The sequence below is a fragment of the Anabaena sp. UHCC 0204 genome, from assembly GCF_009711975.1.
Taxonomy (GTDB): Bacteria; Cyanobacteriota; Cyanobacteriia; order Cyanobacteriales; family Nostocaceae; genus Dolichospermum.
Window position 1 is genome coordinate 45,918 of record NZ_VIKW01000030.1, and the last position, 23,968, is coordinate 69,885.

General features: G+C 35.3%; 18 protein-coding genes. 6 read left to right on the forward strand and 12 right to left on the reverse strand.

Going from position 1 to position 23,968, the window contains the following annotated elements; all coding sequences use genetic code 11:
* Positions 1 to 3,456: S-layer family protein (locus FJR04_RS20140; protein ID WP_217359445.1), on the forward strand; the 3,456-nt coding region annotated here is incomplete at its 5' end.
* Positions 3,457 to 3,548: 92 nt separating this feature from the next.
* Here the strand turns inward: FJR04_RS20140 and FJR04_RS20145 are convergent.
* Positions 3,549 to 3,758, reverse strand: coding sequence for a hypothetical protein (locus tag FJR04_RS20145; RefSeq protein ID WP_168498018.1), 210 nt, complete (start codon positions 3,756 to 3,758; stop codon positions 3,549 to 3,551).
* Positions 3,759 to 4,135: 377 nt separating this feature from the next.
* On the opposite strand from FJR04_RS20145, the gene FJR04_RS20150 reads away from it, so the two are divergent.
* On the forward strand, positions 4,136 to 8,785 hold the full coding sequence (locus tag FJR04_RS20150) for a filamentous hemagglutinin N-terminal domain-containing protein (protein ID WP_168498093.1): 4,650 nt from the start codon (positions 4,136 to 4,138) through the stop codon (positions 8,783 to 8,785).
* Between the two features lie 4 nt (positions 8,786 to 8,789).
* Here the strand turns inward: FJR04_RS20150 and FJR04_RS20155 are convergent, their stop codons facing one another.
* The 3 genes from FJR04_RS20155 to FJR04_RS20165 form a co-directional block, all read right to left on the reverse strand.
* A complete protein-coding gene (locus tag FJR04_RS20155) occupies positions 8,790 to 10,901 on the reverse strand; it encodes a S8 family serine peptidase (RefSeq protein ID WP_168498095.1) in 2,112 nt (703 codons plus the stop codon).
* Between the two features lie 159 nt (positions 10,902 to 11,060).
* Positions 11,061 to 11,696, reverse strand: a complete 636-nt coding sequence (locus FJR04_RS20160) for a hypothetical protein (protein WP_168498097.1) — start codon at positions 11,694 to 11,696, stop codon at positions 11,061 to 11,063.
* The gene (locus FJR04_RS20165) at positions 11,671 to 12,897 is read right to left on the reverse strand and encodes a sulfite exporter TauE/SafE family protein (RefSeq protein WP_168498099.1); all 1,227 of its coding nucleotides are present in this window, start codon (positions 12,895 to 12,897) and stop codon (positions 11,671 to 11,673) included. Before FJR04_RS20165 ends, FJR04_RS20160 begins: the two co-directional genes overlap by 26 nt.
* A 144-nt stretch (positions 12,898 to 13,041) precedes the next feature.
* Here FJR04_RS20165 and FJR04_RS20170 point away from each other — a divergent pair, with 144 nt between their 5' ends.
* Positions 13,042 to 14,052: a M20/M25/M40 family metallo-hydrolase gene (locus FJR04_RS20170; RefSeq protein WP_168498101.1), complete on the forward strand. Its 1,011-nt coding sequence runs from the start codon at positions 13,042 to 13,044 to the stop codon at positions 14,050 to 14,052.
* Between the two features lie 240 nt (positions 14,053 to 14,292).
* On the opposite strand, the gene FJR04_RS20175 is transcribed toward FJR04_RS20170, so the two are convergent.
* A complete protein-coding gene (locus FJR04_RS20175; protein ID WP_168498103.1) occupies positions 14,293 to 14,988 on the reverse strand; it encodes a PEP-CTERM sorting domain-containing protein in 696 nt (231 codons plus the stop codon).
* A gap of 535 nt (positions 14,989 to 15,523) precedes the next feature.
* Between FJR04_RS20175 and FJR04_RS20180 the strand changes: the two genes are divergently transcribed.
* Entirely contained in the window at positions 15,524 to 15,967 is a 444-nt protein-coding gene (locus FJR04_RS20180; protein ID WP_168498105.1) for a YidH family protein, read from the forward strand.
* Between the two features lie 309 nt (positions 15,968 to 16,276).
* Entirely contained in the window at positions 16,277 to 19,834 is a 3,558-nt protein-coding gene (gene nifJ / locus FJR04_RS20185) for a pyruvate:ferredoxin (flavodoxin) oxidoreductase (RefSeq protein WP_168498107.1), read from the forward strand.
* 45 nt (positions 19,835 to 19,879) lie between these two features.
* Here the strand turns inward: nifJ and FJR04_RS20190 are convergent, their stop codons facing one another.
* Together FJR04_RS20190 and FJR04_RS20195 are read right to left on the reverse strand one after the other, a co-directional pair.
* Positions 19,880 to 20,365, reverse strand: coding sequence for a DUF3368 domain-containing protein (locus FJR04_RS20190; protein ID WP_168498109.1), 486 nt, complete (start codon positions 20,363 to 20,365; stop codon positions 19,880 to 19,882).
* A 5-nt stretch (positions 20,366 to 20,370) separates the two neighbouring features.
* Positions 20,371 to 20,607: a UPF0175 family protein gene (locus tag FJR04_RS20195; protein ID WP_168498111.1), complete on the reverse strand. Its 237-nt coding sequence runs from the start codon at positions 20,605 to 20,607 to the stop codon at positions 20,371 to 20,373.
* A gap of 323 nt (positions 20,608 to 20,930) precedes the next feature.
* Between FJR04_RS20195 and FJR04_RS20200 the strand changes: the two genes are divergently transcribed.
* A complete protein-coding gene (locus tag FJR04_RS20200; protein ID WP_168498113.1) occupies positions 20,931 to 21,365 on the forward strand; it encodes a hypothetical protein in 435 nt (144 codons plus the stop codon).
* A 214-nt stretch (positions 21,366 to 21,579) separates the two neighbouring features.
* Here FJR04_RS20200 and FJR04_RS20205 read toward each other — a convergent pair whose 3' ends face one another.
* The 5 genes from FJR04_RS20205 to FJR04_RS20225 all read right to left on the reverse strand — a co-directional run.
* Complete coding sequence (locus tag FJR04_RS20205) at positions 21,580 to 21,987, reverse strand: hypothetical protein (protein ID WP_168498115.1); 408 nt, start codon at positions 21,985 to 21,987, stop codon at positions 21,580 to 21,582.
* A 72-nt stretch (positions 21,988 to 22,059) separates the two neighbouring features.
* Positions 22,060 to 22,710, reverse strand: coding sequence for an isoprenylcysteine carboxylmethyltransferase family protein (locus FJR04_RS20210; protein ID WP_168498117.1), 651 nt, complete (start codon positions 22,708 to 22,710; stop codon positions 22,060 to 22,062).
* A gap of 195 nt (positions 22,711 to 22,905) precedes the next feature.
* Positions 22,906 to 23,067 carry a YqaE/Pmp3 family membrane protein gene (locus tag FJR04_RS20215; protein WP_168498124.1) on the reverse strand — a complete coding sequence of 54 codons (162 nt, stop codon included), beginning with the start codon at positions 23,065 to 23,067 and terminating at the stop codon, positions 22,906 to 22,908.
* 95 nt (positions 23,068 to 23,162) lie between these two features.
* The gene (locus tag FJR04_RS20220) at positions 23,163 to 23,513 is read right to left on the reverse strand and encodes a translation initiation factor (RefSeq protein ID WP_168498119.1); all 351 of its coding nucleotides are present in this window, start codon (positions 23,511 to 23,513) and stop codon (positions 23,163 to 23,165) included.
* 221 nt (positions 23,514 to 23,734) lie between these two features.
* On the reverse strand, positions 23,735 to 23,968 hold a 234-nt coding region (locus FJR04_RS20225; protein ID WP_168498121.1), incomplete at its 5' end, for a type II toxin-antitoxin system RelE/ParE family toxin.

Consider the following 23,968-nt stretch of genomic DNA (forward strand, 5'->3'; position numbering starts at 1 on the left):
ACCCTAAAATCCGCAGGTGATATTTTGACAATAAACCTTAATTCCTATTCATTTTCTCAGTCAGATAATGCAAAAAATAGTGGAAATATCGCCGTTACATCTATCGCTGGAAATATTTCTGTAGAAAACATCAACTCCTATTCATCTTCTCAGTCAGGTAATGCAGGAAATGGTGGGAATATATCTCTGCTGGCTAATAATGGTCATATTAATATGAATATATATGGTGATATTAATTCCTCTTCTTTATCTAATTATGGCTATGGAGGAAATGGAGGAGCGATCACTATTTCCAGTAAAGATAATATCTCTACAACTAATCTAAATTCTCGATCATTTTCTTTTTTAGGGAGTGGAAAAAATGGCGGTGCAATTAATGTTTTCTCTGAAGGTAATATTACTACCAGATCCCTATTTTCTACCGCCGGTTCAACTTGGGGAAATCCAGGTCTAGGAGGTGATATTACCCTCAAATCAGGGGGAAATATTAGCGCAGACTTAATATACTCTTCCTCATTTTCAACTTCAGGAAATGGGGGGAATGGCGGTGCGATCGCTCTCTCTAGTATTGGCAATATTACCACAGGACATCTCATCTCTTCATCATCCTATTCTCAGTCAGGGAATGGAGGAAATAGTGGTGCGATCTCTCTAACTAGCAGCGATGGTAACATTACCACACAATACATCTTTTCTAAATCATCTTTTCAATCAGGTAATGCAGGAAATAGTGGCGGAATTAGTCTATTTTCTAAAGGTAATATCACGGCTGAATTATTACTAGACTCTTCCTCATTTTCAACTTCAAGAAATGGGGGGAATGGAGGAGTGATTAACATCACCACTACTAATGGTAATATCACCACAAAAACCCTAAACTCTTCCTCACATTCTGATTTTGGTAATACAGGAAATGCCGGCAATATTAATCTGAAAATATCAGATGGTAATATCTCTATACCAGACATTAATTTATCCGCTATTGGTAAAGGTGGCAATGGTGGCATCATTAACCTGACGGGAGAAAAATTAAATCTTAATAATATTATTATCAAAAGTAATGGCGAAATTGGCAGTAATGGTGGTCAAATTCAATTAAATGCCCCATTTATCCAATTAATAGATAGCGATTTAAGCAGTTCTAGTGATGGTCGTGGTAATTCTGGACATATTGAATTAAATTCCACAGGTAATATTAACTTAAATAATAGTCGCTTATTTACCACATTAGAACCCGGTAGCACAGGAATAGGTGGTAATATTAAAATTCAATCTCAAAATCTCAACCTCACAAATTTTGCTTTAATTGACACAGGAACTTATAGCATTGGTAATGCCGGAAATATTAATATTAAGGCTGAAAATATTTCCCTGACAGATGGTAGTAATATTCGCAGTCTTACTGCTGATCAAGGCAATGCTGGTAATATATTTTTAGACATAACAGGAGGGGAAATATTCCTTACTAATAGTAGTATTATTAGTACCTCAGCTACTCAAACTGCATCAGGAAATAGTGGTAATTTAAAATTAAATTCTCGCACATTGTCATTATTAAATGGTAGTCAAATTCAAGCTTTAACAGAAGGAATAGGGACATCAAAAGCTGGAGAAATTATGGTTAATGCTAGTGATAGTATCATCATCAGTGCAGTTGATCCTAATTTTGCTAATCCCGATCCTAATGCTTTACCTGGTAAAAATATAGTTAAAAATGATCATATTAATAACCAAATTCAAGATATAGAGTCAAATAATTCTATAATCACAGCACCAGAATTAAAAGATAGTGATTTTGTAGTCAATAATCCCACGGTTAAAAATCCTAATATAGAATATAGTACCAGAGTTCCATACACATCTATAAAAGCAGCAGGAAACAACACAATTCATATCTATAAATTAAAAGTAAATACTGGTACAAGAGCAGTTTTTGATATTGATAATACTGGTACTGTTTATAATAATGCAGGTGATCCCATCCCTGCTATCAATACAAAATTAACTTTATTAGATAGTCAAGGACAAGTATTAGCATCTAATAATGATGCTTCCCATGGTCTTGGTTCTAAAGGTAGTGATTTTACAATGACCTTACAGCAAGATCCCTATCTGAGATATACTTTTAGTCAAGGAGGAATTTATTATCTTCAAGTTAGTAATTTTGATGATCAAGGAGTTCCTATTCGTGATAAATATAATGATTCCACCCATTTTGATCTACAAATATCTTTAGAACCCAATCCCATCCAAGCAAATATCACAAATAGTGGTCAACCTTCAGGAATTTTTGCCTATACGACAGGTGTAGGAAAAGCAGGTAATATAAACCTAAAAACTGATAATTTACAGTTAGAAAATAGTAGTCAAATATCAGCTTTTACTAATGGTAGTGGTGAAGGTGGTACAATCAATATTAATGCTAATACCTTCAATGTCAATAACAAGGGACAAGTCATTACTTCTACTTCTAATCTTGGTAAATCTGGAAATATCATCCTCACAGTTAAAGATAATATTACTTTAGATGGTGAGAAAACTGGGCTATTTGCCAATACAGAAATAGGCTCAACTGGTGATGGTGGGAGTATTCAAATAGACCCGGAATTTTTCATAATTAGAAACGGTGCGGGCATAGGTGTAAATAGTCAAGGTAGCGGTAAAGGTGGAGATATTTCACTACAAGCGGGAACTTTGACATTAGATAATCAAGCCTTTATTACTGCTGAAACTATTAGTAACGAAGGTGGAGAAATTACCCTGAATATTAATGATTTATTATGGTTACGGCGTGGGAGTAATATAACTGCTACCGCAGGAACAGCAGGTGCGGGAGGAAATGGCGGAAATATTAATATTAATGCTCCTTTTATTATTGGTTTTGCTAGTGAAAATAGTGATATTACAGCGAATGCTTTTCAAGGAAATGGGGGGAAGATTAACATTACCACTAATACTATTTTTGGCTTAAAATTCCGTCCCCAATTAACTGAATTTAGTGATATTACTGCATCTTCCCAATTGGGATTAAGTGGGCAAGTAACTATTAATAGATTAGATGTTGATCCATCAAGGGGTTTAATATCTTTACCTAGTGATTTAGTAGATGCTTCTAGTCAACTTGCTCAAGGGTGTAGTGGTGCTGCCAAGGTAGCACGTCAATTGAATAGATTTAGCATTGTCGGTAAAGGTGGATTACCATCTAATCCTAGTGATTTATTGACTGGTACAACTCCTTTAGTAGATTTGGTAGATGTAGTTTCTACAAGTCAAGAAAAAATCACACCAGTTGTGATTAATAATGATTCATCAAAGATGCAAAATCGGGTTATTCAGCAAGCGCAGGGATGGGTAATTTCTGCTGATGGTAAAGTGATTCTCACCGCAGAAATGCCACAAGTGACACCTCAAAGTTCAGGTTTAAATAATCCTGATTGCCGTGTTTCTACAAGATAATAAATTAATTTCCGTATCCAATTAGCAATTCCCAATTAGAGTATTCCAAGTAAAAAAATGCCCAATTGTCATTGCGTTCGCGGAGCGTAGCGTTAGCCATATGGAGCGGAGCGCAATGAAGCAATCTCTGGTTTTGGATCATTTATTGTTTGGAACACTCTTAATGGTGGTTTAAGTAATGGTGGTTCTGCTGCTGCATGGGGTTCAGCGTAAATAGCCAACCGACAATTAAAATCTTTTAAAGGAATTACCTGACCACTTCTACGGGTAAGCGAAAAAGTTAACAGCAGATTTAAACCCATAAATTAAAACAATTAAGTCATCAAAAATCAGAAATAAGCGATCGCATTTTTGTAGAAATTCACAATTAGTTACAAGGAATTTACATCCTTTCCCATAAAACCGTAATATTACTGTGAGGAAATAAGAGGTTGTATCATAAGATTGTTATCTATAAGCTGTTAAACATTTAATTTACATACTCTTTTGGGAAAAACGCTTGTAGGTTGAAATGTATAACACATTTCAATCTCATTTGTTTGATTTAGCATATTTTAGTTCATATACTTTTATATGCAAATGTTCCTTATCTAAGCAAAGATAAACAGCCTAAAAATTGTTTCTCCAGTATGTATTTTTAAATGGATTTTAACCAAAACTAACAACTGAGATAACAACCATGAAAAATCAAATTGTTTATAACTTAGGATTAGTCACTTTATTCACAGGAATATTCACCTTTACAAATCAAAAAGCATTTGCTCAACTTATACCTGATAACACATTAGGTGCAGAAAGTTCTCAAGTCAATAATATTAACTCAACAGCACAAATAGAAAATGGTGCAACAAGAGGAATTAACCTATTTCATAGTTTCCAAGAATTTAATGTTGATGTAGGAAAAACTGTTAATTTTGTTAATCCTATCAATATTGAAAATATCCTCACTCGCGTCACAGGCAATAATGTTTCTAATATATTAGGAACATTAGGAGTAAATGGCAACGCCAATTTATTTTTAATTAATCCCAATGGTATATATTTTGGTAATGGTGCAAAATTAAATATTCAAGGTTCATTTACAGCCACAACTGCCGATGAAATTAAATTAGGAGATACTGGATTATTTAGTGCTAAAAATCCCCAGAATAGCAATTTATTAAGTATACAACCCAACGCACTATTTACAAATGCTTTAAAAAATCAACAAGCAGAAATTAAAAATCAAGGAAATTTACAAACTGGACAAAATCTCACCTTTTTTAGTAGTAACGTTCAAAACATAGGTGAATTAACAGCACCAGGAACAATTCAATTAACAGGTGCAGAGAATTTATTTGTAAGGGGAAATATTAATACATCAACATTATTTTTAGAAACACAAAATTTGAATATTGGTGAAAATAATACAGAAACAATTGATCAATTAACATTAGAAAAATTAGACGGAAATACAAATCTAATATTTCAAGCAAGCAATGATATTACAATTAATCCATTAACTAATAATATCTTAACCTTTGCTCCTGGTACAGGCGAAATTACATTTACTGCGGATTATAAAAATAATGATGTTGGTAATTTTAATATGAAAATTAGTGAAATTACTAATTATCTTATGAATGATTATAGTTTGATTGATGCTAATACTATTAATACTAATGGGAGAAATTTGCAAATAAAAGCTAATAATATAAATATTGGTAGCTATCAAGGTGGAAAATTAAATTTAGAAGCTACAGGTAATATTAATATTGGTGGAGATATAACTACACAAAGAGAAGATATTATCATTTCTGCTGTAGGTAACATTCAAGATATGTCTATTAGTACACTGGAAGCTAATGGAGGAGATATTACATTAATCAGCAGTCAAGGATATATCAATCCACCCATTTTATCTAGTTATGGCGGCAATGTAAAATTAGCCGCAAATGGTAATATTGATGCAGGGAGAATTACTACTGGTGATTTTCATGAAAATAGTACAGAAAAAGGAGGAAATATTGATATTACAAGTTATCAAGGTAGTATCTCAATAGGTAAAATTAAAACAGAGGCAAATACAAGTGGTGATATTAATATCATTGCTGCTGGTGATATTATATTAGATTCTTATGCCTATTATATTAGTGCATTTAGTTATGAGAAAAGTGGTAATATAAACATTACTAGTAATCAAGGCAATATTCACAGTAGAGGTTTTATAGATAATACCAATGAGTTAGACTCTATACCTTATAATCTTAATAAATCTAATCATGATAGTTTTATTAAATTAAATGCTGCTGGTAATATTATAGCTTATAATAATATTGGTTCATCTGGAGACATTTTTCTGACAACAAAATTGGGTAGCATCATTAGTGACCAAGGTAATATTTTTACTGATCAGGGTGATGTTCAATTAGATGCTGCCAATAATATAGAATCTGGCCAAATTGCAGGTAAAAATATTAGTCTAAAAGCAAATTATGATATAAATACAGATTCTTTGTTTGCTAATGATATTTTAATTCATACAGGCAAAAATTATCTGAATACAAATGCTGCAATTATAGGAAATAATATAGAAATTGATGCCGGAGAAAAAATAGCTATTACTAATACTATTATTCAAAGTAATTCTGAGAATATAAATAACAAAATCCTTCTCCAATCATCTAATATTGAATTAAATAATACAGATATTAATATGACTGCATTAGATAACAGTGTAAATAAAATATATATTAACTCTACAGGAGATATTAAACTCAAAAATAGCCGTTTACTTGCAACTTTAGAACCTGGTTCTATGGGTATCGGTGGAGATATTACAATTCAAGCTCAAAATCTGAATTTAACAGATTTCTCCTTAATTGATACGGGAACTTATGGAAATGGTAAAGGGGGCAATATTAATATTCAAGCGGAAAATTTATTTTTAACAAATGATAGTAGTATTCGCAGTTTAACCACACATACAGGTAATGCTGGTAATCTATTTTTAGATGTTAATAATTTTGTTTTTTTAGAAAATCGTAGTAATCTTAGTACCGCTGCAACATCTACAGCATCAGGAAATAGCGGTAACATTAATATCAATTCTCAAAACTTATCTTTAACTGGTGGTTCTCAACTACAAGCATTAACATTAGGAACTGGAAAATCTGGAGATATTATTGTAGATGTCAAAGACAGCATCACCATTTCTGGATTAAGTGAAGATGGTTTATTGAGTGGAATTTTTACATCTAGTGAAGGAAAAAATAGTGGAGAAGGAGGAAAAATAGCAATTAAAACGGGAGATTTAATATTAACAGATGGAAGTGTATTAAGCGCCCAAACTTTTAGTCAAAGTAATGGTGGTAGTATTAATATTGATACTAATAATTTATTTTTACTCAATGGAGGACAATTACTGACTAGTAGTTTTGATCAAGGAAAATCAGAAGCAATTATTGTAAATGCAGCTAATAGTATTATTATTAGTGGATATGATTCACAGTTTGTAAATCGTTCTCAACCTGCTAGTTTATTAATACAAAATGTACCTATTCAAGATTATGATGCTTCTTTAGATCAGACAGATTCTATCACGAAGCAAAGTTTTCAAATCAGTAAAATAGAACCAAATGATGGTATTAGTACCGCACAAATTATTGAAAATAGTCAATTCTTGATTAACAATCCTACTAGCAAAAATCCTAATGTAGAGTTTTCTACTAGAATTCCCTACGCTTCTATCATAGCAACAGGCAATGATACAATTGATATTTATGCTTTTCAAGTAAATTCTGCGACAAGAGCAGTATTTGATATTGATAATACTGGCGTATATGGTGAATATACTGAAAATGGTTACATAAACTTTCCAGAAATCAATACAAAATTAACCCTATTAAATAATCAAGATCAAGAATTAGCATCTAATGATAATGCTTCTCATGGACTTGGTGCAGGAGGAAGCTACACCGACTTAACATTACAACAAGACCCTTATCTGAGATATACTTTTACAAAACCAGGAACTTACTATCTTCAAGTTAGTAACTTTGATAATCAAGGAATTCCTAGTGTTAATCAATCTGATTATCCTACTTCATATCATTTACAAATCTCTCTAGAAACTCCACCTATTCAGGCTAGTACATCTAATGGTGGTGCATTTTCTGGCATTTTTGCTAATACTCAAAATAGAGGTAATGCAGGAGATATAACTCTGAATACACCGCTTTTAAATATTAGTAATGGTGGAAAAATTTCTGCTTCTACTGTCAGTAGTGGTCAAGGTGGAAATATTAATATCACTGCTAATACATTCACCGCTACCAGTGGTGGACAACTTCTCACTACTACATCAGGTAGTGCTAAAGCTGGTAATATTATCATGCAAGTTAAAGATAATATTACTTTAGATGGTGAGAAAACTGGACTATTTGCCAATACAGAAATAGGCTCAACTGGTGATAGTGGTAGTATTGATATTGATCCACAAATTTTTATAATTAGAACCGGTGCAGGAATAGGAGTCAATAGTCAAGGTAGCGGTAAAGGTGGAGATATTTCACTACAAGCGGGAACTTTGACATTAGATAATCAAGCCTTTATTACTGCCGAAACTATCAGTAGCGAAGGAGGAGAAATTACTTTAAATATTCAAGATTTATTATGGTTACGGCGTGGGAGTAATATAACTGCTACCGCAGGAACAGCAGGTGCGGGAGGAAATGGCGGAAATATTAATATTAATGCTCCTTTTATTATTGGTTTTGCTAGTGAAAATAGTGATATCACAGCGAATGCTTTTCAAGGAAATGGGGGGAAGATTAACATTACCACTAATACTATTTTTGGCTTAAAATTCCGTCCCCAATTAACTGAATTTAGTGATATTACTGCATCTTCCCAATTGGGATTAAGTGGGCAAGTAACTATTAATAGATTAGATGTTGATCCATCAAGGGGTTTAATATCTTTACCTAGTGATTTAGTAGATGCTTCTAGTCAACTTGCTCAAGGGTGTAGTGGTGATGCTAAGGTAGCACGTCAATTGAATAGATTTAGCATTGTCGGTAAAGGTGGATTACCATCTAATCCTAGTGATTTATTAACTGGTACAACTCCTTTAGTAGATTTGGTAGATGTAGTTTCTACAAGTCAAGAAAAAATCACACCAGTTGTGATTAATAATGATTCATCAAAGATGCAAAATCGGGTTATTCAGCAAGCACAGGGATGGGTAATTTCTGCTGATGGTAAAGTGATTCTCACCGCAGAAACGCCACAAGTGACACTTCAAAGTTCAGGTTTAAATAATCCTGATTGCCGTGTTTCTACAAGATAATAAATTAATTTCCGTATCCAATTAGCAATTCCCAATTATTAAGTTTGCCTATATCTTGGGCAGCATAGTCAATAACTTGTAATTGCCAACGTCCTTGAGCAGGTAGAGAAAGTAATTGTTTGAGGGCAGGATGCGATCGCACTGTGTAAGTATTTTGTAATTGAGTCCGACGGCCTAATGTCCGACTTTGCAATAATATCCGCTGATTAGTGGGAGCAATTAAATAAACTTCTAAATCTCCTAGAAAATCATGGGTAATATTAACTGTGACTTGGATATCATTAATCTTAACAGCTTCATTAATAGCGATCGCACTTTTAATTCCCTGTCTATCATCATCAGGAATACTCACTACTTGAGTATTTTTTACCTGTGTTTGTTTATTAGTAATTTGAGCTACCACACTCATCTGCTGCGCTAGTCTCACAGCCTTAGCTGCATTGACTTTGCCATAACCAAACCATTGACTATGACCATTACTATTATAAGTACCCCCACGTACACCCAATTGAGGATCAGGGTTATTATCAACAATTTTATCAGCAGTATCTTGGAGAATACGTTTAACTTGTTGGGCTGTTAAATTAGGATTAGCTGATAAGACTAAAGCCGCTACTCCTGCTACTATCGGAGTAGCACTAGAAGTTCCACCAAAGTTATTAGTAAAATTGCCAGCATCATAACCTGCCGCTCCTATTTGGTCTGTAGTTAACATTCCCAATCCAAACAGAGAAGAAACAATTGCCGGTTGTGTATAAACAAAACCTGTTTCTTGAAACCACATCCCTGGAGGAGCATTATTACTAGGAGCGCAAACAGAAACATTATCTCCCCAATTACTATAAGCCGCTTTTTTATTCAAACTAGTAGATGCAGATATAGTAATAACATCAGGATGGACTGCAAAACCGCTTAACCAATTTGTATTACCTTGAACAATATTTTTTGGCCAATTTTGTTCATTTACAGTCCCATTAATTGGACGATTAGCATTTCCAGCCGCAAATACAATTACACATCCTTTTCCCTTTCTGCCATTAGTAGCAGCACGACTAATAGCCGCCTTTTGACGGATAGAAAGAGGAAAATAAACAGCCGAAGCTCCCCAACTACAAGAAATTACACTTGCTCCTTTTTCCACAGCCCAATCAAAAACATCCTCAATTGATCGATCATCTAAAAAACCAGTAGTACGAATTGGCATCATTGCACAACCAGGGGCAACTCCCACAATTCCCGCTCCATTTTCTTCCGCTAAAGCTATTCCCGCGCAAGCAGTACCGTGACTGGTTTCTTTTTCTCCTGGTAAGGGTAAAAAGTCATTGTCTTTTAAATCTCTAGGTGCAACAATTTTACCAATACCTTGAAAATCCGGATGATGCAAATCAAAGGAATCATCTACCACAGCTACCACCACAGAACGCACACCACGAGTAGTATCCCAAGCTTGTTCTACAGAAATATGAGAACCAGTTATCAATTGATTACTACTACTAGCATGATTGAGATACCATTGCTGAGGATAAAGGGAATCTTTAGGTCTATAATGAGGTTCTTGTTGAATCAGAATATTTGGTTCAGCAGCTAAAACTTCTGGCAGTGTTTGTAATTGATTGGTAATTTTAATTGGGTTTTGTGTGGCTTGTTTACTAACCAGAAAAACGAAAGTATTTGGTATACCTAAAACAGGTTGCTCTTGAACTAAATTAAATGTATTGGCAATAGTATTAATCTTATTATTATCTACCCAAGTAGCAAATTGGATTGTAATTTGGTCACTTAAATAAACAAATGTCCCAGGATTGTTGTCAAGTTTATAAACATGACTAACAAAGTCCACATTGGGATCTGTGCGGAGTTGAGACATTCTTGCTTCTAGCTGGTCAGGATCAACCGTATATAGTTCTAATTTGGCTTGAGGTATACTACGCCGCCATACACCCCAAGGCATTTTTGATAATTGATCACGCGAAAAGCTCTTATTAAGCCGGATAGTAAAGCGATATAACGCTTTTTCTAACATTAATTCTTCACCACCGCGCTGTAGAATTAATCCTTGGCTATTATTTGGTTCATCTGATTTCGGGAAATCCGCAGAATTAATATTATCACTCATAAGTTAAGTATGGTTTTAATCACTCAATTTATTTCGGTTCTTCAGTGCCTAAAATTACAAAAAAAGGGAATAGGGAACAGATAAGAAACTCTCATTTGCACCAGTTTAAAGCTCAGTCAAAACTTAGCATAAAAAATATGCTAAATCCCTGGAAGTAGTTCATTTTGGCTTCATATTTTGGACTAAAAAAACCACAATACCGCCAGATAGGAGTAAAATCCCCAACCAAATCAAAGGTTGCACAAACCCAGTAGTTGTACCTTGCTGACTTTCACTGACATTTGATACAGGTTGAAGAATATCTATCGTCTTTCCAGTAGCTACAGTCACAGCAAACTTTAACTCAAAAGGTTGAAAACTTGTCCCAGTGATAGGTTTACCACTTAGTTTTAACTGATAAGCCCCTGGTTTAGGAAAAGTAATTTCTGCCCCTGGTATGCCTTGATACCGTTCAGCCTGAATAGGTTTTAATGGCGGTTCAAGTAATGCAGGTTCTCCTGCTGCATGGGGTTCAGCATAAATAGCCAACCGACAATTACAGTCTTTTAAAGGAATTACCTGACCACCTCTACGGGTAAGTGCAAACCAAGCTTGAGTAACTTCCCCAGACCGAGGATTATCATTAGGTTCTAAGTGGACAGTACCACCCACGTCTCCTGATATTTTCACCGTATGGGCGGAAACTTGTGTACTTGTAGTCACTATCAAACTAGATAAAACTAATAATAGATACTTAATTTTGCTGTTGTGGAGAGGAAAAACAGTCAATTTACCGCGATTTATTGGGGGGAACATAAAATTTTTCTAGATGTAAATATAACCAAAAATACCGAGAACGTACTAACAAAACACCAAAGGTAATTATACCCAGCGAAACGGCTGCGAAGTGGTTCTGCCAAGTTAATTTTAAAGCACCAAGGTAATGAGAACCAATCAAAACCGCATGAATCGTACTCAATAATAAAGCTGGTACACTCAGAAGATGGATTTGTCGCCAATATTTACCTAACGACTTTTGCAGAAAATCAAAACTTGTACAAGCAGCAGGAGTCATTAATACCAATGCTATACCCCCTGCACTCATTCCCCATTGAAATTCTAACGGTAAAAACAAAATAGCGGTGAAATTCCAGTCCAGGGAGTGTTCAATATTATGGATAGTATGTACTCCCGATAGCACAAAAGCCCCAACTCCTAAAGCCCGTCGGTAACGCAGAGGTGCTGACCAAAAATTATTCACAGGTCGGGCAATTAATGAAAGAATTAAACAGATTAAGGCAGCGTGACCGCTATAATCTGTCATCGTATCTCCTGTCCTCAAGAGGGTAATAGCGCCAATAATCAGAGTTACCCACCCACCTAAGCGAAATAATTGACTGCGCCTATCTTTACTGATTAATGCCGTAGAAACACCTACACCCAACATGATGGGTAGTGTTCCAATTCCAAAGGCTAACATTGTCGCTGCACCTTGCCATAAATCCCCAGTGGCCGCAGCTTTAATTTGCGCTGCATATAAAAAACCACAGGGCATTAATCCCCAAGTCATGCCTAAAATAGCAGGTGTCCACCATTGAGTTTGTGAAGATAACTTCATCATGCCAGCACTCAAACGGTTATGCAAGTTCCCTTTTAAGATGGGATGTAATAGGGGAATATGTGGTAGAAAATCTGGTTTAATCTGGCCTATACCAAACCAAATCAACATAATACCTGTAATTATGGCTATCCACCGCCGCAAGTCACTACCTACTCCGGCAAGTTGTCCACCTTCTACTAATACTGAACCTAGTGCGCCAATACCAGCGCCAACTAAGGCATAACTTAACATTCGCCCTAAGTTTAGTAAGGTATGAAATTTTAATTGTTGTTGCCAAGTCGGATTTTTCTGCTGGTTAGAAAGAGAAAAAGCTACTGTTAGGGGTCCACACATCCCAAAGCAATGCCCAAAACTGCCCAGAAACCCTAGAAGTGTAATGAGTGATAAATCTAGCATATTAATTATGGGAACTGGCAATTAGAAAATGGAAATTGGGAAAGTATATATTTTTCATCTCCTACCATGATGTTCATGTCAAAAGACAAGCTGTCAAACTTGGTGTAGTTTTAGATATTTATTTCTTCTAGGTGGAGTTAAATCATGCAAAAAAAATGGCTATGGGTGCTGGTGGGAATAATAGTTTTTTTATCTATTGGCGGTTTTTTGCAGCAACCTGAGATTGTGCCGATAGTTAAAAAGATTCCTGTACCACAGTCTCAACCCCAGTTAGAAACCCGAAATGTCAATAATACTCTATTGGTTAATGGTGATCAACTTTTTGCTCATGTTCAAAAGTTGAATTTTCGACGTTATTCCAAAAGGGAGCGATCGCTTACTCGTACATATATCACAAATGAACTGAGAAAATTTGGCTGGCAACCCAAACTAGAAAAATTTCCTAACGGTGTAAATATTTTTACTCAAAAACTAGGAACAGACAAAACCGCTGGGGCAATTCTTGTTGCTGCCCATTATGACACTGTTCCCGACTCTCCTGGTGCTGATGATAACGCCACTGGTATAGCTGTGGTATTAGAAATTGCTAGACTTTTTAGTTCTGTTCCCACACCGAAAACTTTACAATTAGCTTTTTTTGACCAAGAAGAAACAGGACTTTTAGGGAGTAAGGCTTTTGTCAACCAACCAACGCATTTAGAAAATCTCCAAGGTGTCATAATTATGGATATGCTTGGTTATGCTTGTTACATTCCCGGCTGTCAACAATATCCTGCTGGTTTACCCGTAACTCCACCCAGCGACAAGGGAGATTTTTTAGCCGTAGTTGGTGATTTAGAAAATTTACAGTTATTAAATGCTTTTCAAAACTCTAGTGAAAATCTACCAAAAATTCTCAAAGTGCCTATTCCTTTCAAGGGTTTGTTGACACCAGATACTTTACGAAGTGATCATGCCCCGTTTTGGTATCAAGGCATAGGGGCTGTGCTGGTAACTGATACTGCTAATTTACGCAGTCCTCATTATCATCAACCTAGTGATATTCCCGAAAATATCCAAAGAGACTTTTTCACAGGTTCGTCACAAATTATTGTTAATGCTACTTCTAGTTTATTAGCAGAAAAAAGTGTCAAAAAATCGCCTCCAGCTTCATAAAATTACTGGAGGCTATGATCAAAGACATTGGAATGTGGACTCATTCAAGTATAAATTTAGCTTTAATTTTCAGATGATTGCCTCTCTCTGAAGGAAAGTTTAAATTTATTTCCCTTCTGTCTAATTGAATAGAAGCTTGTTGTTAAAAAACAATAAGCCAAGACAGATATCATTCTGTAACGACTTGTTAGTTTTAGTTTACCGTGCCTGAAAACTATCAAATATTTAAGATATGGATGATTAATTAGCAAGGTTACGACGACGACGAACCATTACCATGCCACTAGCTACTAAACCTAAACCTAGTAAAGAAGCAGGTTCAGGAACTTTGGTAGGTGTGGGAGGAATAATGGTAGAGATATTAGTCTTAAACAAGGATATATGAGATAGATCTGGGTTTCCGCCAGAATTTCCTAGACCCAATGTAGTCCAAGTTCCACCAGTGACGGCTTTGGTGAGGTTTTCAAACAAATACACAGCATACTCGTTACTACCTTTGACACTAATAGCAAATGGTCCGGTTAGCTCTGGACTGATACTCCAAGTTCCTTCTTTTAACGCAGCAAAACCATCAAAACCATTTGTTGCGGTAGTTGTACTCTCGTCCTTACCAACAAAAGACCAAGTATAATTTCTGCCAAACATTGTATTCAAATCAAGGGAGTCATTATCATTACCTGCAACATTTTTACAATCTGTTACTGAAGCACCAACAGCAGTTAAATTATTAAATAGGCACTGGCCTGATGGTGTTGAGTTATTGTTATTGCTATTGTTGTTATTGTTATTGTTATTGTTGTTGTTGTTATTATTGTTATTGCTATTGCTATTGTTATTGTTATTGTTAGCAGCGTATACTGGTGCTGCTATTGAGGTAAAAGCGATTCCACCTGCTAATAATGCTGAACCTAAGATATAAGAAAGTTTATTTATCATTTTATTTTCCCCTGTGTGGTTAAGTAGTTTGTTTATTTGTTCTTGACCTCTTGTTTCTTATCATACACACAGGGTCAGAAATCTCCAATAGGCATATTCGTATTTTCACCATGTCTTTAAATAGAGAAGACTTATTTGAAGTAGAGATAAAGAAGCAGCCTTTTTTACCGTATTTGATTAATTATTATATTGAGTCTGACAGGATCACGCAATAGTCCCAAAAGCTGATCAGAATCACCGTCAAACCCTTTCCACACAAGCTTTTAAGATTCCTTGAGTAGTCAGTCCTGCCGTTATTGAGGAGGATGAGGAGCAAATGCAGCCAATATAAAACACTGTAAACTTAACCAATGGTGCGTTAAGCAATTTAAGTTTAGTTATAGACGCCATGGATTTACGCACTTACGTATCTATATAAATACGGTTAGAATGGGTTCATTATAAATCAAAATATAAAATTAAGTAACGTACTACAAATCTTTTTCAATTACAACTTACAAATTTTTATAATGAATATAAATCACTGTTCTATTTTATGAGAAATAAATTGCCTAATATAGATCGTATCCGAGAACATCAAGCAAACGAGCGTACTTTTTTAGCTTGGTTACGCACTTCTATTGCATTAATTAGCTTTGGTTTTGCTATTTCTAGATTTGGTATATTTTTACGTCAAATTAATGCTGCTTTTACACAACAAGAACCTATTGTAAATCCCTTAATTAACTCTGAAAACTTGGGGATTTTTTTAGTCATATTTGGTATTATTACTATTGTTTTAGCAGCATGGAGATACAATCAAATTTTCTGGCAAATTGAACAAGGTGACTATAGACCTAAACGGTTACCAGTGTTAATTATGACCGGAGCAGTTATGGTTTTTGGATTGCTGAGTATTCCCTTACTCTTAATAAGAAATCAAATACCTCAACGTCCATTTTCTACACCTAAACAAAATCAATCTTTTCATATTCGGTAATTTTTTTAATTTAGTTAATAATTTACCCGCACCTATACCCTATTTTAAACATAAAAATTAGATCAAATCCTTGTAAATGCTGGATTATTTTTTTTGAGTACATTATTAATATAAAATAGATAGGTAGAAAAAAAGATGATAATATCTAAAAGATTGGCTATAAGCCAAAATAATTAATACTTTGTAATTCATAAAACTGTAGAAAATATCACAATTTAACTTCCTGACTTTAGCTATTTTCAATGCTTATCTTTTGCGGTTCTCTGCATACAGTTTAAACAACCACAAAAGACACAAAGAAGGAAAATCATGAACAAATCTTATGCTACTATTGATGGTAATGAAGCCGTTGCCCGTGTAGCTTACAAATTAAATGAAGTAATTGCTATTTATCCTATCACCCCCTCTTCAAATATGGGTGAATGGGCTGATGCTTGGATGTCGGAAAATAAGCCTAATCTTTGGGGTACTGTTCCTAGTGTCACCCAAATGCAAAGCGAAGGAGGGGCTGCTGCTGCGGTACATGGGGCATTACAAACAGGGGCATTAAGTACAACTTTCACCGCTTCTCAGGGATTGTTATTAATGATTCCTAATTTATACAAAATTGCCGGAGAATTAACAAGTTTTGTACTTCATGTTTCTGCCCGTTCTTTAGCTACACACGCTTTATCTATTTTCGGTGATCATAGTGATGTCATGGCTGCTAGGGCGACTGGTTTCGCTTTTTTATGTTCAGCGTCTGTGCAGGAAAGTCATGATTTTGCTCTTATTTCTCATGCTGCAACTTTAGAAACAAGAGTACCATTTATGCACTTTTTTGATGGGTTTAGAACATCCCATGAAGTGCAGAAAGTCGAGTTATTAGCAGATGACGATTTACAAGTTCTCATTCCCCAATCTTTGGTATCAGCACATCGTCAACGGTGCTTAACTCCAGATAAACCAGTATTACGAGGAACAGCCCAAAACCCCGATGTTTATTTTCAATCTCGTGAAGGTGCAAACCCTTATTATGATGGTTGTGCTGATATTGTCCAAAAGATTATGGATAAATTTGGCGATCGCACAGGCAGATATTATAAACTCTATGAATATCATGGCGCACCAGATGCAGAAAGAGTAATTGTGATTATGGGTTCTGGTTGTGAAACTGTCCATGAAACTGTAGATTATCTCAACAACCAAGGGGAAAAAGTCGGAGTTATCAAAGTGCGGCTTTTCCGTCCTTTTGATGTTGCCAGATTTATAGAAGCATTACCTAATAGTGTCAAATCTATTGCCGTTTTAGATAGAACTAAAGAAGCCGGAAGTGCAGGAGAACCACTATATTTAGATGTGGTGACAGCAATTTATGAAGGATGGAAAAAAACTACATTCCCGAAAATTGTTGGTGGTAGATATGGACTTTCTTCTAAAGAATTTACTCCCGCAATGGTGAAGAGTATATTTGATAATCTCACTCAAATTAAACCCAAAAATCATTTCACAATTGGGATTAATGATGATGTCAGTTTCACTTCTTTGAATTTTGACCCCAATTTCTCCACAGAACCAGATCATGTAGTTCGCGCAATGTTCTATGGTTTGGGTTCAGATGGTACAGTGGGCGCAAATAAGAACTCTATCAAAATTATCGGTGAAGGTACAGAAAATAACGCCCAAGGTTACTTTGTTTATGATTCCAAAAAATCCGGTTCAATGACAGTTTCTCACCTGCGTTTTGGATCAGGCAAAATTCGTTCAACTTACCTGATAGACAAGGCTAATTTTATTGGTTGTCACCATTGGGGTTTTGTTGAAAGTAGTGATATCTTAAAAGCTGCTGCACCGGGGGCGACTTTGTTGTTAAATAGTCCTTATGATGCGGATAAAGTTTGGGAAAATCTACCACAAAAAGTCCAACAGCAAATTATTGACAAAAACCTGAAAGTTTACACTATTAACGCTAGTCAAGTTGCGAAAAATAGTGGCATGGGACACAGAATTAACACTATCATGCAGGTGTGTTTCTTTGCTTTAGCGGGAGTATTGACAGAAAAAGAAGCGATCGCTAAAATCAAACAAGCCATAGAAAAAACCTATGGTAAAAAAGGTGCAGAAGTTGTCAACATGAATTTAAAAGCTGTAGATAACACCCTAGAAAATCTGCATGAAATCGAAATTCCCAAAAAGGAGAATTACCAATTACCAATCACCAATCACCAATTACCAATTACCAAACCCAAATTTGTCGAGAATGTTCTTAGCAAAATCATGATCTGGGAAGGTGATGATTTACCTGTGAGTGCGTTACCTGCTGACGGAACTTTTCCCAGTGGAACTGCAAAATGGGAAAAACGCAACGTTGCGGAAGAAATACCCGTTTGGGAGGCTGATGTCTGCGTTCAATGTGGTAAATGTGTGATGGTTTGTCCTCACGCTGCTATTCGCGCAAAAGCTTATCAAGCTAGTGAATTAGTTAACGCACCGATCACTTTCAAATCAACTAACGCCAAAGATAAGGACTTTGCTAACCAGAAATTCACCATTCAGGTAGCCCCAGAAGACTGTACAGGCTGCGAAATTTGCGTGAGTATCTGTCCTGCCAAAAACAAAGCCGAACCCAGCCTCAAAGCGATTAATATGAGTCCGCAATTACCGTTGCGGGAACAAGAACGGGAAAATTGGAACTTCTTTTTGAGTTTACCAAATCCCGATCGCACAAAGTTGAAATTAAATCAAATTCGTCAACAGCAACTTCAAGAACCATTGTTTGAATTTTCCGGTGCTTGTGCTGGTTGCGGAGAAACACCCTACCTTAAATTATTAACACAATTATTTGGCGATCGCTCACTCGTTGCCAACGCCACCGGTTGTTCTTCCATTTACGGTGGAAATCTCCCCACAACTCCTTGGAGTCAAAACGCTGACGGAAGAGGTCCCGCATGGTCTAATAGTTTATTTGAAGATAACGCCGAATTCGGTTTTGGTTATCGTTTATCTATAGACAAACAAGCAGAATTTGCAGCAGAATTATTGTCACAATTAAGTAGTGAAATTGGCGATAACTTAGTGAATGCCATTCTCAAAGCCGAACAAAAAACCGAAGCTGATATTTGGGAACAACGAGAAAGAATTGTCATTCTCAAACATAAATTAGCTGAAATATTGGACAATGTAGGAACGTCTCTACAAAAATCGAAAATCGAAAATCTCCAATCCCTCGCTGATTATTTAGTTAAGAAAAGTGTGTGGATAGTTGGGGGTGATGGTTGGGCGTATGATATAGACTTTGGTGGAATTGATCATGTGATTTCCACAGGCCGCAATGTCAACATTTTGGTCATGGATACAGAAGTTTATTCTAACACAGGTGGACAATCTTCTAAAGCCACTCCCAAAGCCGCAGTTGCGAAATATGCAACTGGTGGAAAACCAGCACCAAAGAAAGATTTGGGTTTAATGGCCATGACTTATGGTAATGTTTATGTGGCGAGTGTGGCGTTAGGTGCGCGTGATGAACATACACTCAAAGCATTTTTAGAAGCGGAAGCTTTTGATGGTCCATCAATCATAATTGCCTACAGTCATTGTATTGCTCACGGTATTGATATGACCAAAGGTTTACAACAGCAAAAGGCGTTAGTAGACTCAGGAAGATGGTTGTTATATCGCTATAATCCGGCATTACAAACCCAGGGGAAAAATCCCTTACAATTGGATATGAAAGCGCCTTCTGAATCGGTGGAAAAGTCAATGTATCAAGAGAACCGATTTAAGATGTTGACGAAGAGTAAACCGGAGGTTGCGAAGTTGTTGCTAGAACAAGCGCAAATGGAAGTTAATGCAAGATGGGAAATGTATCAATATTTGGCGAATAGGTAAAGGGTAATTGATAATGGGTAATTGGTTTTTACCTGTTACCTATTATCATTCTCCAACAATTGATAAAATACGATTATAAAGAGAGGGATTAACCCAAAATTTAGCTGTATTGATTAAATCATCAAGAATAGGTTTAACTAATGGAATTAATTTCTGACGTTTTGCCTCAATTAAAATTCCTAAAATACCTGTTATCTTTAAGTTATATTCTGTTGCTGTTTGTCTGCCTAATTGTTCATCTATAATTAACCAATCTGCATTTAATTCTAATGCTAAAGCTATTACCGAAGATTCTCCTTCATCCAATTTGTTTTTTAAAGATTGTACTAAACTAACATTATTAACAGGTTTTACAATAATCCAGTCATAAGTTTTGACTTCTTTTGCTCCTGGTATTGAATCTCCCCATTGTGTTAATTCTTGAAAAACGGCTGATGATATGATAATTTCTCCATAAAGTTGTTCTAATAATTGGATTTTTCCTATAGCTGATAGATTAGTAATAGGTGAAGTATTGCTAACTATGATCATAAATTTTAGATGATTCCCAAGTTTTTTAAGTCTATTTCTAAATCAGTTTCATCATAATGAATATTAATGTTTCTCATAGCTAATTCATTCTGAAATTGCAGTAAAGGCATTTTTGCCAGTTGAGATGCTTTACCGATACTAATTTTTTTTCTTTGAAATAATAAAATAATTAATTCTAAAACTAATTCTTTTTCTGATAATCCACTGGCTTGGACAATATCTTCGGAAATGACTAAGCTCATTGTGATTCTCCTGTTAACACAGATTGGAAAAATTATAGCACACAGGTAGATATTTGATGCTTTTTGTTATAAATTTAAGAACGGACTATAGATATAGGAATCCGGTTTGATTCTTGTTCATTATACTGAGACTCAATCGTTAATTCGATAAGGTTTACGGTTTACAGCTTGTATGGCTTACGCCACGCAAGCTATCAAAAATCAAATAGTAACCCTATATGATGATAAATATAATACGCATATTGCAGTATGTTATGCTAAATATCAGTTAATTTGCACAAGTTAAATATTTTATTATATCTTAAATCTATTGAGGTAGTATTATGCCAAAACCTTCTCCATCATCCATATCTGCACCGATGGTAATTTCAGACTCTTGGCCTGATTTCACTTTTTTAATTCATTACGGTTGGATATTGATAGCCATATTTGTAGTATATAGAATAATAGTAGAAATAATATCTCGACGAAGTGATAATGTAGACCATAAACGTCAAGTATTTCTTTGGTCAACAATTATAGGTACTTTTCTATGGGGAGGAATATTCTCGATTGCGCTAATTAGCACAGGATTAGATCTCAATAATTCTGCTTTAATAGCAGGTATTATCACATTTTCAATTCTTAGTAGTGCTATAAAATCTATTCTAGAAACTCGCTTTTGTGATAATTGCAAAAAACAATTGAACTATGAAAAAATCTCAAAAAGAAATAGTTGCTGTTCTTATTGTGGTAGTCCTTTACGGGACTTTTTATAAAGTATGTATAATAGCAACTTTATAAATGAGTAAAAAATGGTGACAATAATTATAAATTATATACAGCAGGGGTCAGGATTAAAACTGGCTTTGTGTATAAGTTTCAACTTAGATTCTGTACCTCATTAATCAGCAATCTGCTGTAAATTTGTTGAATAAATAGGTAATTAGTTTTCACCAATTACCTATTACCAATATTTAACCAAGATTGAATTTATGGAGAGATAAAATCTTCATCTTTCATAGCTTTGAGTACCCGATTCAAAATCACCTTACCATTAGGTTGAATAACCTCTAAACGAATAAAATTAGGATCACTGGGTCGCCAAGTAATTTGATATTTCAACCCATTATTATTCCAAGTATAAACTTGACGGGCATTAGTTCCTGAAGCCACAGCACCAGACAAGGTAATATAAGAATTAGGATTACGGCGGTTTTCGCCAGAATAGTAATAGACATTATTATTAAATGACAAATTTACTGCCCAATCCTTATCAGCAAACGTTCCCCCTGGATAATTGTATCTCTGTGCTAGTGCAGGTTGAGTCATTACCACATCAATAATCGCAGGTGTAGAAATACCCAAAAAAGCCGCCAATGTCATTGCTTTGTAGTTCATAAAACTCTCTCTTTGGTAAACAGGTAAAAAGAATATATTTATTGATTCATTCCCTAGAAAACGGATTTCGGTTTAAGCTGTTTTTTCTTCTTTATTCCGATTCCCAGAAATAAATAGTTTAGGAAACAGCAACCCAGAATTTTCTTGATATTCCTCAAACTCAGGATATCGAGATAGAGATTTATCTTTTTTCAGCATATTGGGAACAAATATCATGGCTATAAATAACCCCAGAATGAGGAAAGGTAGCCAATGCTGAGTTAACATAGCAAATGCTAGATAAATCAAGACTTCTCCCAAATAGTTTGTATTCCTGCACCTAGCAAAAAAACCTTCTGTAATTAGTCCAGTCTTATACTTGAGTGTATAGTATTTTTGGGCATCACTAGCAAAATGCAAAAATACACCCAAAATATTTAAAGAAATAGCCGCAGCTACTAATGGTAAAGGTGGAATAGTACCACTACTAATGAGAATAAATGGTGCTACCCAATATAAACACAGTAGTAAAAAGGTCATAATTCCCATCAAAGTAGGAATTTCTTGTTCCCATTGTTTATCTGGAAAAATTCTATCTTTTGTTAACCAAAGAAAACCATAAGTACCATGAAGGGAAAGATAAACCCAAGCCCCAATAGTAAAATTATGGTACAATACCATTAGTCCCAAAACGATTGCAAAAGTTAGACCTTTATGAAAATTAATAGGATGCTTTACTTTCATGTTTTGGATATTTGTGAGATTCTTGAAGTTAGATAAATAGAGAGATAGGAAAATACGGGGTTGCTGAACCGAAGTATGAAAATCAAAAATTATATTTCTCAAACTCTTACTCTTTGCGCCTCTGCGCCTCTGCGTGAGAAAAATTCATACTTTCATTCACCACCGCCGAAAATACCACCTATCCCTCTGCAATAATTACTTCTTGGCGATTATCCATACTGCATGAACAATACCAAGAATATAAAAACCAAAGATTGTCAAAAGTAAATTAATCCAAAAATCTTTACCCAAACCCACCTGTAAAAATACTCCTAAAGGTGGGAGAAAAATCGCTGCTATAATTCTTACCACATCCATATCCATGTTCTTCTCCTGTTAATGCTTCATATTTCTAGAATTAACATCAAATAATGTTCTGATGATTCCAGAAAAGATACGGTAAACCGCACTCTCTAACCACCGCTGATTTTGGCTTTGTAACCAAGTTTAACCAAAATCTCTAAAATCTTCTGTTTATGGTCTCCCTGAACTTCAATTTCATTATCTTTCACCGTCCCACCTGTACCACATTGCGCTTTTAACTGTTTTAATAAAGTAGCTAAGGTTTCGGGTGTAGTTTGAAAACCAGTAATAACCGTGACAGTTTTCCCCTTCCGTCCCGCGCGAGTAGCTTGGATTCGCACATTTTGCTGATTAGGGGGTAAGTCTTGGATTCCCCGTTCTACAGCGCGTTCCAGTGCGGGGGAACTACCGTTACCAAATTCTTGGTAGATAACCTTTTTATCAGATTTAGGATTAGCCATAATATTTAATGCAGGAAAAATAGACTTTTATTCTAAACAATTTTAGCCTAAGTATTGTCAGGTGGTATCTATTTGTTAAAAATTCAGGTATAAGAGGTAGTTATTGAACGCAGATAAACGCCGATAATTTTGTCCTTGATTAATTAAACTATCACATCCTGTAAATCCTCAAATCCTGGATATCCTGATAGCGAAGCGTGGCGTTAGCCATTTCTGACAATTTAATCCTCATCATCTGTTAAAAACAACCCTTCTAAATCTTGATAACCACTAACAACACGCAAAATTTCAATACCTTCCTTAATGGGACGATAAAAAATTAGATAATCATTAACAGGAAAACTGCGGACATCAACAGCTAATTCATCACGTCTACGTCCCATACCAGGGAATTTTGCTAACCTTGCACATTTGCTATTAATTTTGTTCAGAAGGCTTTCGGCAGCATCAATACC

Coding starts and splice junctions, on each gene's coding strand:
- FJR04_RS20145 (WP_168498018.1), bottom strand. CDS start 3,758: ATGGGTTTAAATCTGCTGTTAACTTTTTCGCTTACCCGTAGAAGTGGT.
- FJR04_RS20150 (WP_168498093.1), top strand. CDS start 4,136: ATGAAAAATCAAATTGTTTATAACTTAGGATTAGTCACTTTATTCACA.
- FJR04_RS20155 (WP_168498095.1), bottom strand. CDS start 10,901: ATGAGTGATAATATTAATTCTGCGGATTTCCCGAAATCAGATGAACCA.
- FJR04_RS20160 (WP_168498097.1), bottom strand. CDS start 11,696: ATGTTCCCCCCAATAAATCGCGGTAAATTGACTGTTTTTCCTCTCCAC.
- FJR04_RS20165 (WP_168498099.1), bottom strand. CDS start 12,897: ATGCTAGATTTATCACTCATTACACTTCTAGGGTTTCTGGGCAGTTTT.
- FJR04_RS20170 (WP_168498101.1), top strand. CDS start 13,042: ATGCAAAAAAAATGGCTATGGGTGCTGGTGGGAATAATAGTTTTTTTA.
- FJR04_RS20175 (WP_168498103.1), bottom strand. CDS start 14,988: ATGATAAATAAACTTTCTTATATCTTAGGTTCAGCATTATTAGCAGGT.
- FJR04_RS20180 (WP_168498105.1), top strand. CDS start 15,524: ATGAGAAATAAATTGCCTAATATAGATCGTATCCGAGAACATCAAGCA.
- nifJ (WP_168498107.1), top strand. CDS start 16,277: ATGAACAAATCTTATGCTACTATTGATGGTAATGAAGCCGTTGCCCGT.
- FJR04_RS20190 (WP_168498109.1), bottom strand. CDS start 20,365: ATGATCATAGTTAGCAATACTTCACCTATTACTAATCTATCAGCTATA.
- FJR04_RS20195 (WP_168498111.1), bottom strand. CDS start 20,607: ATGAGCTTAGTCATTTCCGAAGATATTGTCCAAGCCAGTGGATTATCA.
- FJR04_RS20200 (WP_168498113.1), top strand. CDS start 20,931: ATGCCAAAACCTTCTCCATCATCCATATCTGCACCGATGGTAATTTCA.
- FJR04_RS20205 (WP_168498115.1), bottom strand. CDS start 21,987: ATGAACTACAAAGCAATGACATTGGCGGCTTTTTTGGGTATTTCTACA.
- FJR04_RS20210 (WP_168498117.1), bottom strand. CDS start 22,710: ATGAAAGTAAAGCATCCTATTAATTTTCATAAAGGTCTAACTTTTGCA.
- FJR04_RS20215 (WP_168498124.1), bottom strand. CDS start 23,067: ATGGATGTGGTAAGAATTATAGCAGCGATTTTTCTCCCACCTTTAGGA.
- FJR04_RS20220 (WP_168498119.1), bottom strand. CDS start 23,513: ATGGCTAATCCTAAATCTGATAAAAAGGTTATCTACCAAGAATTTGGT.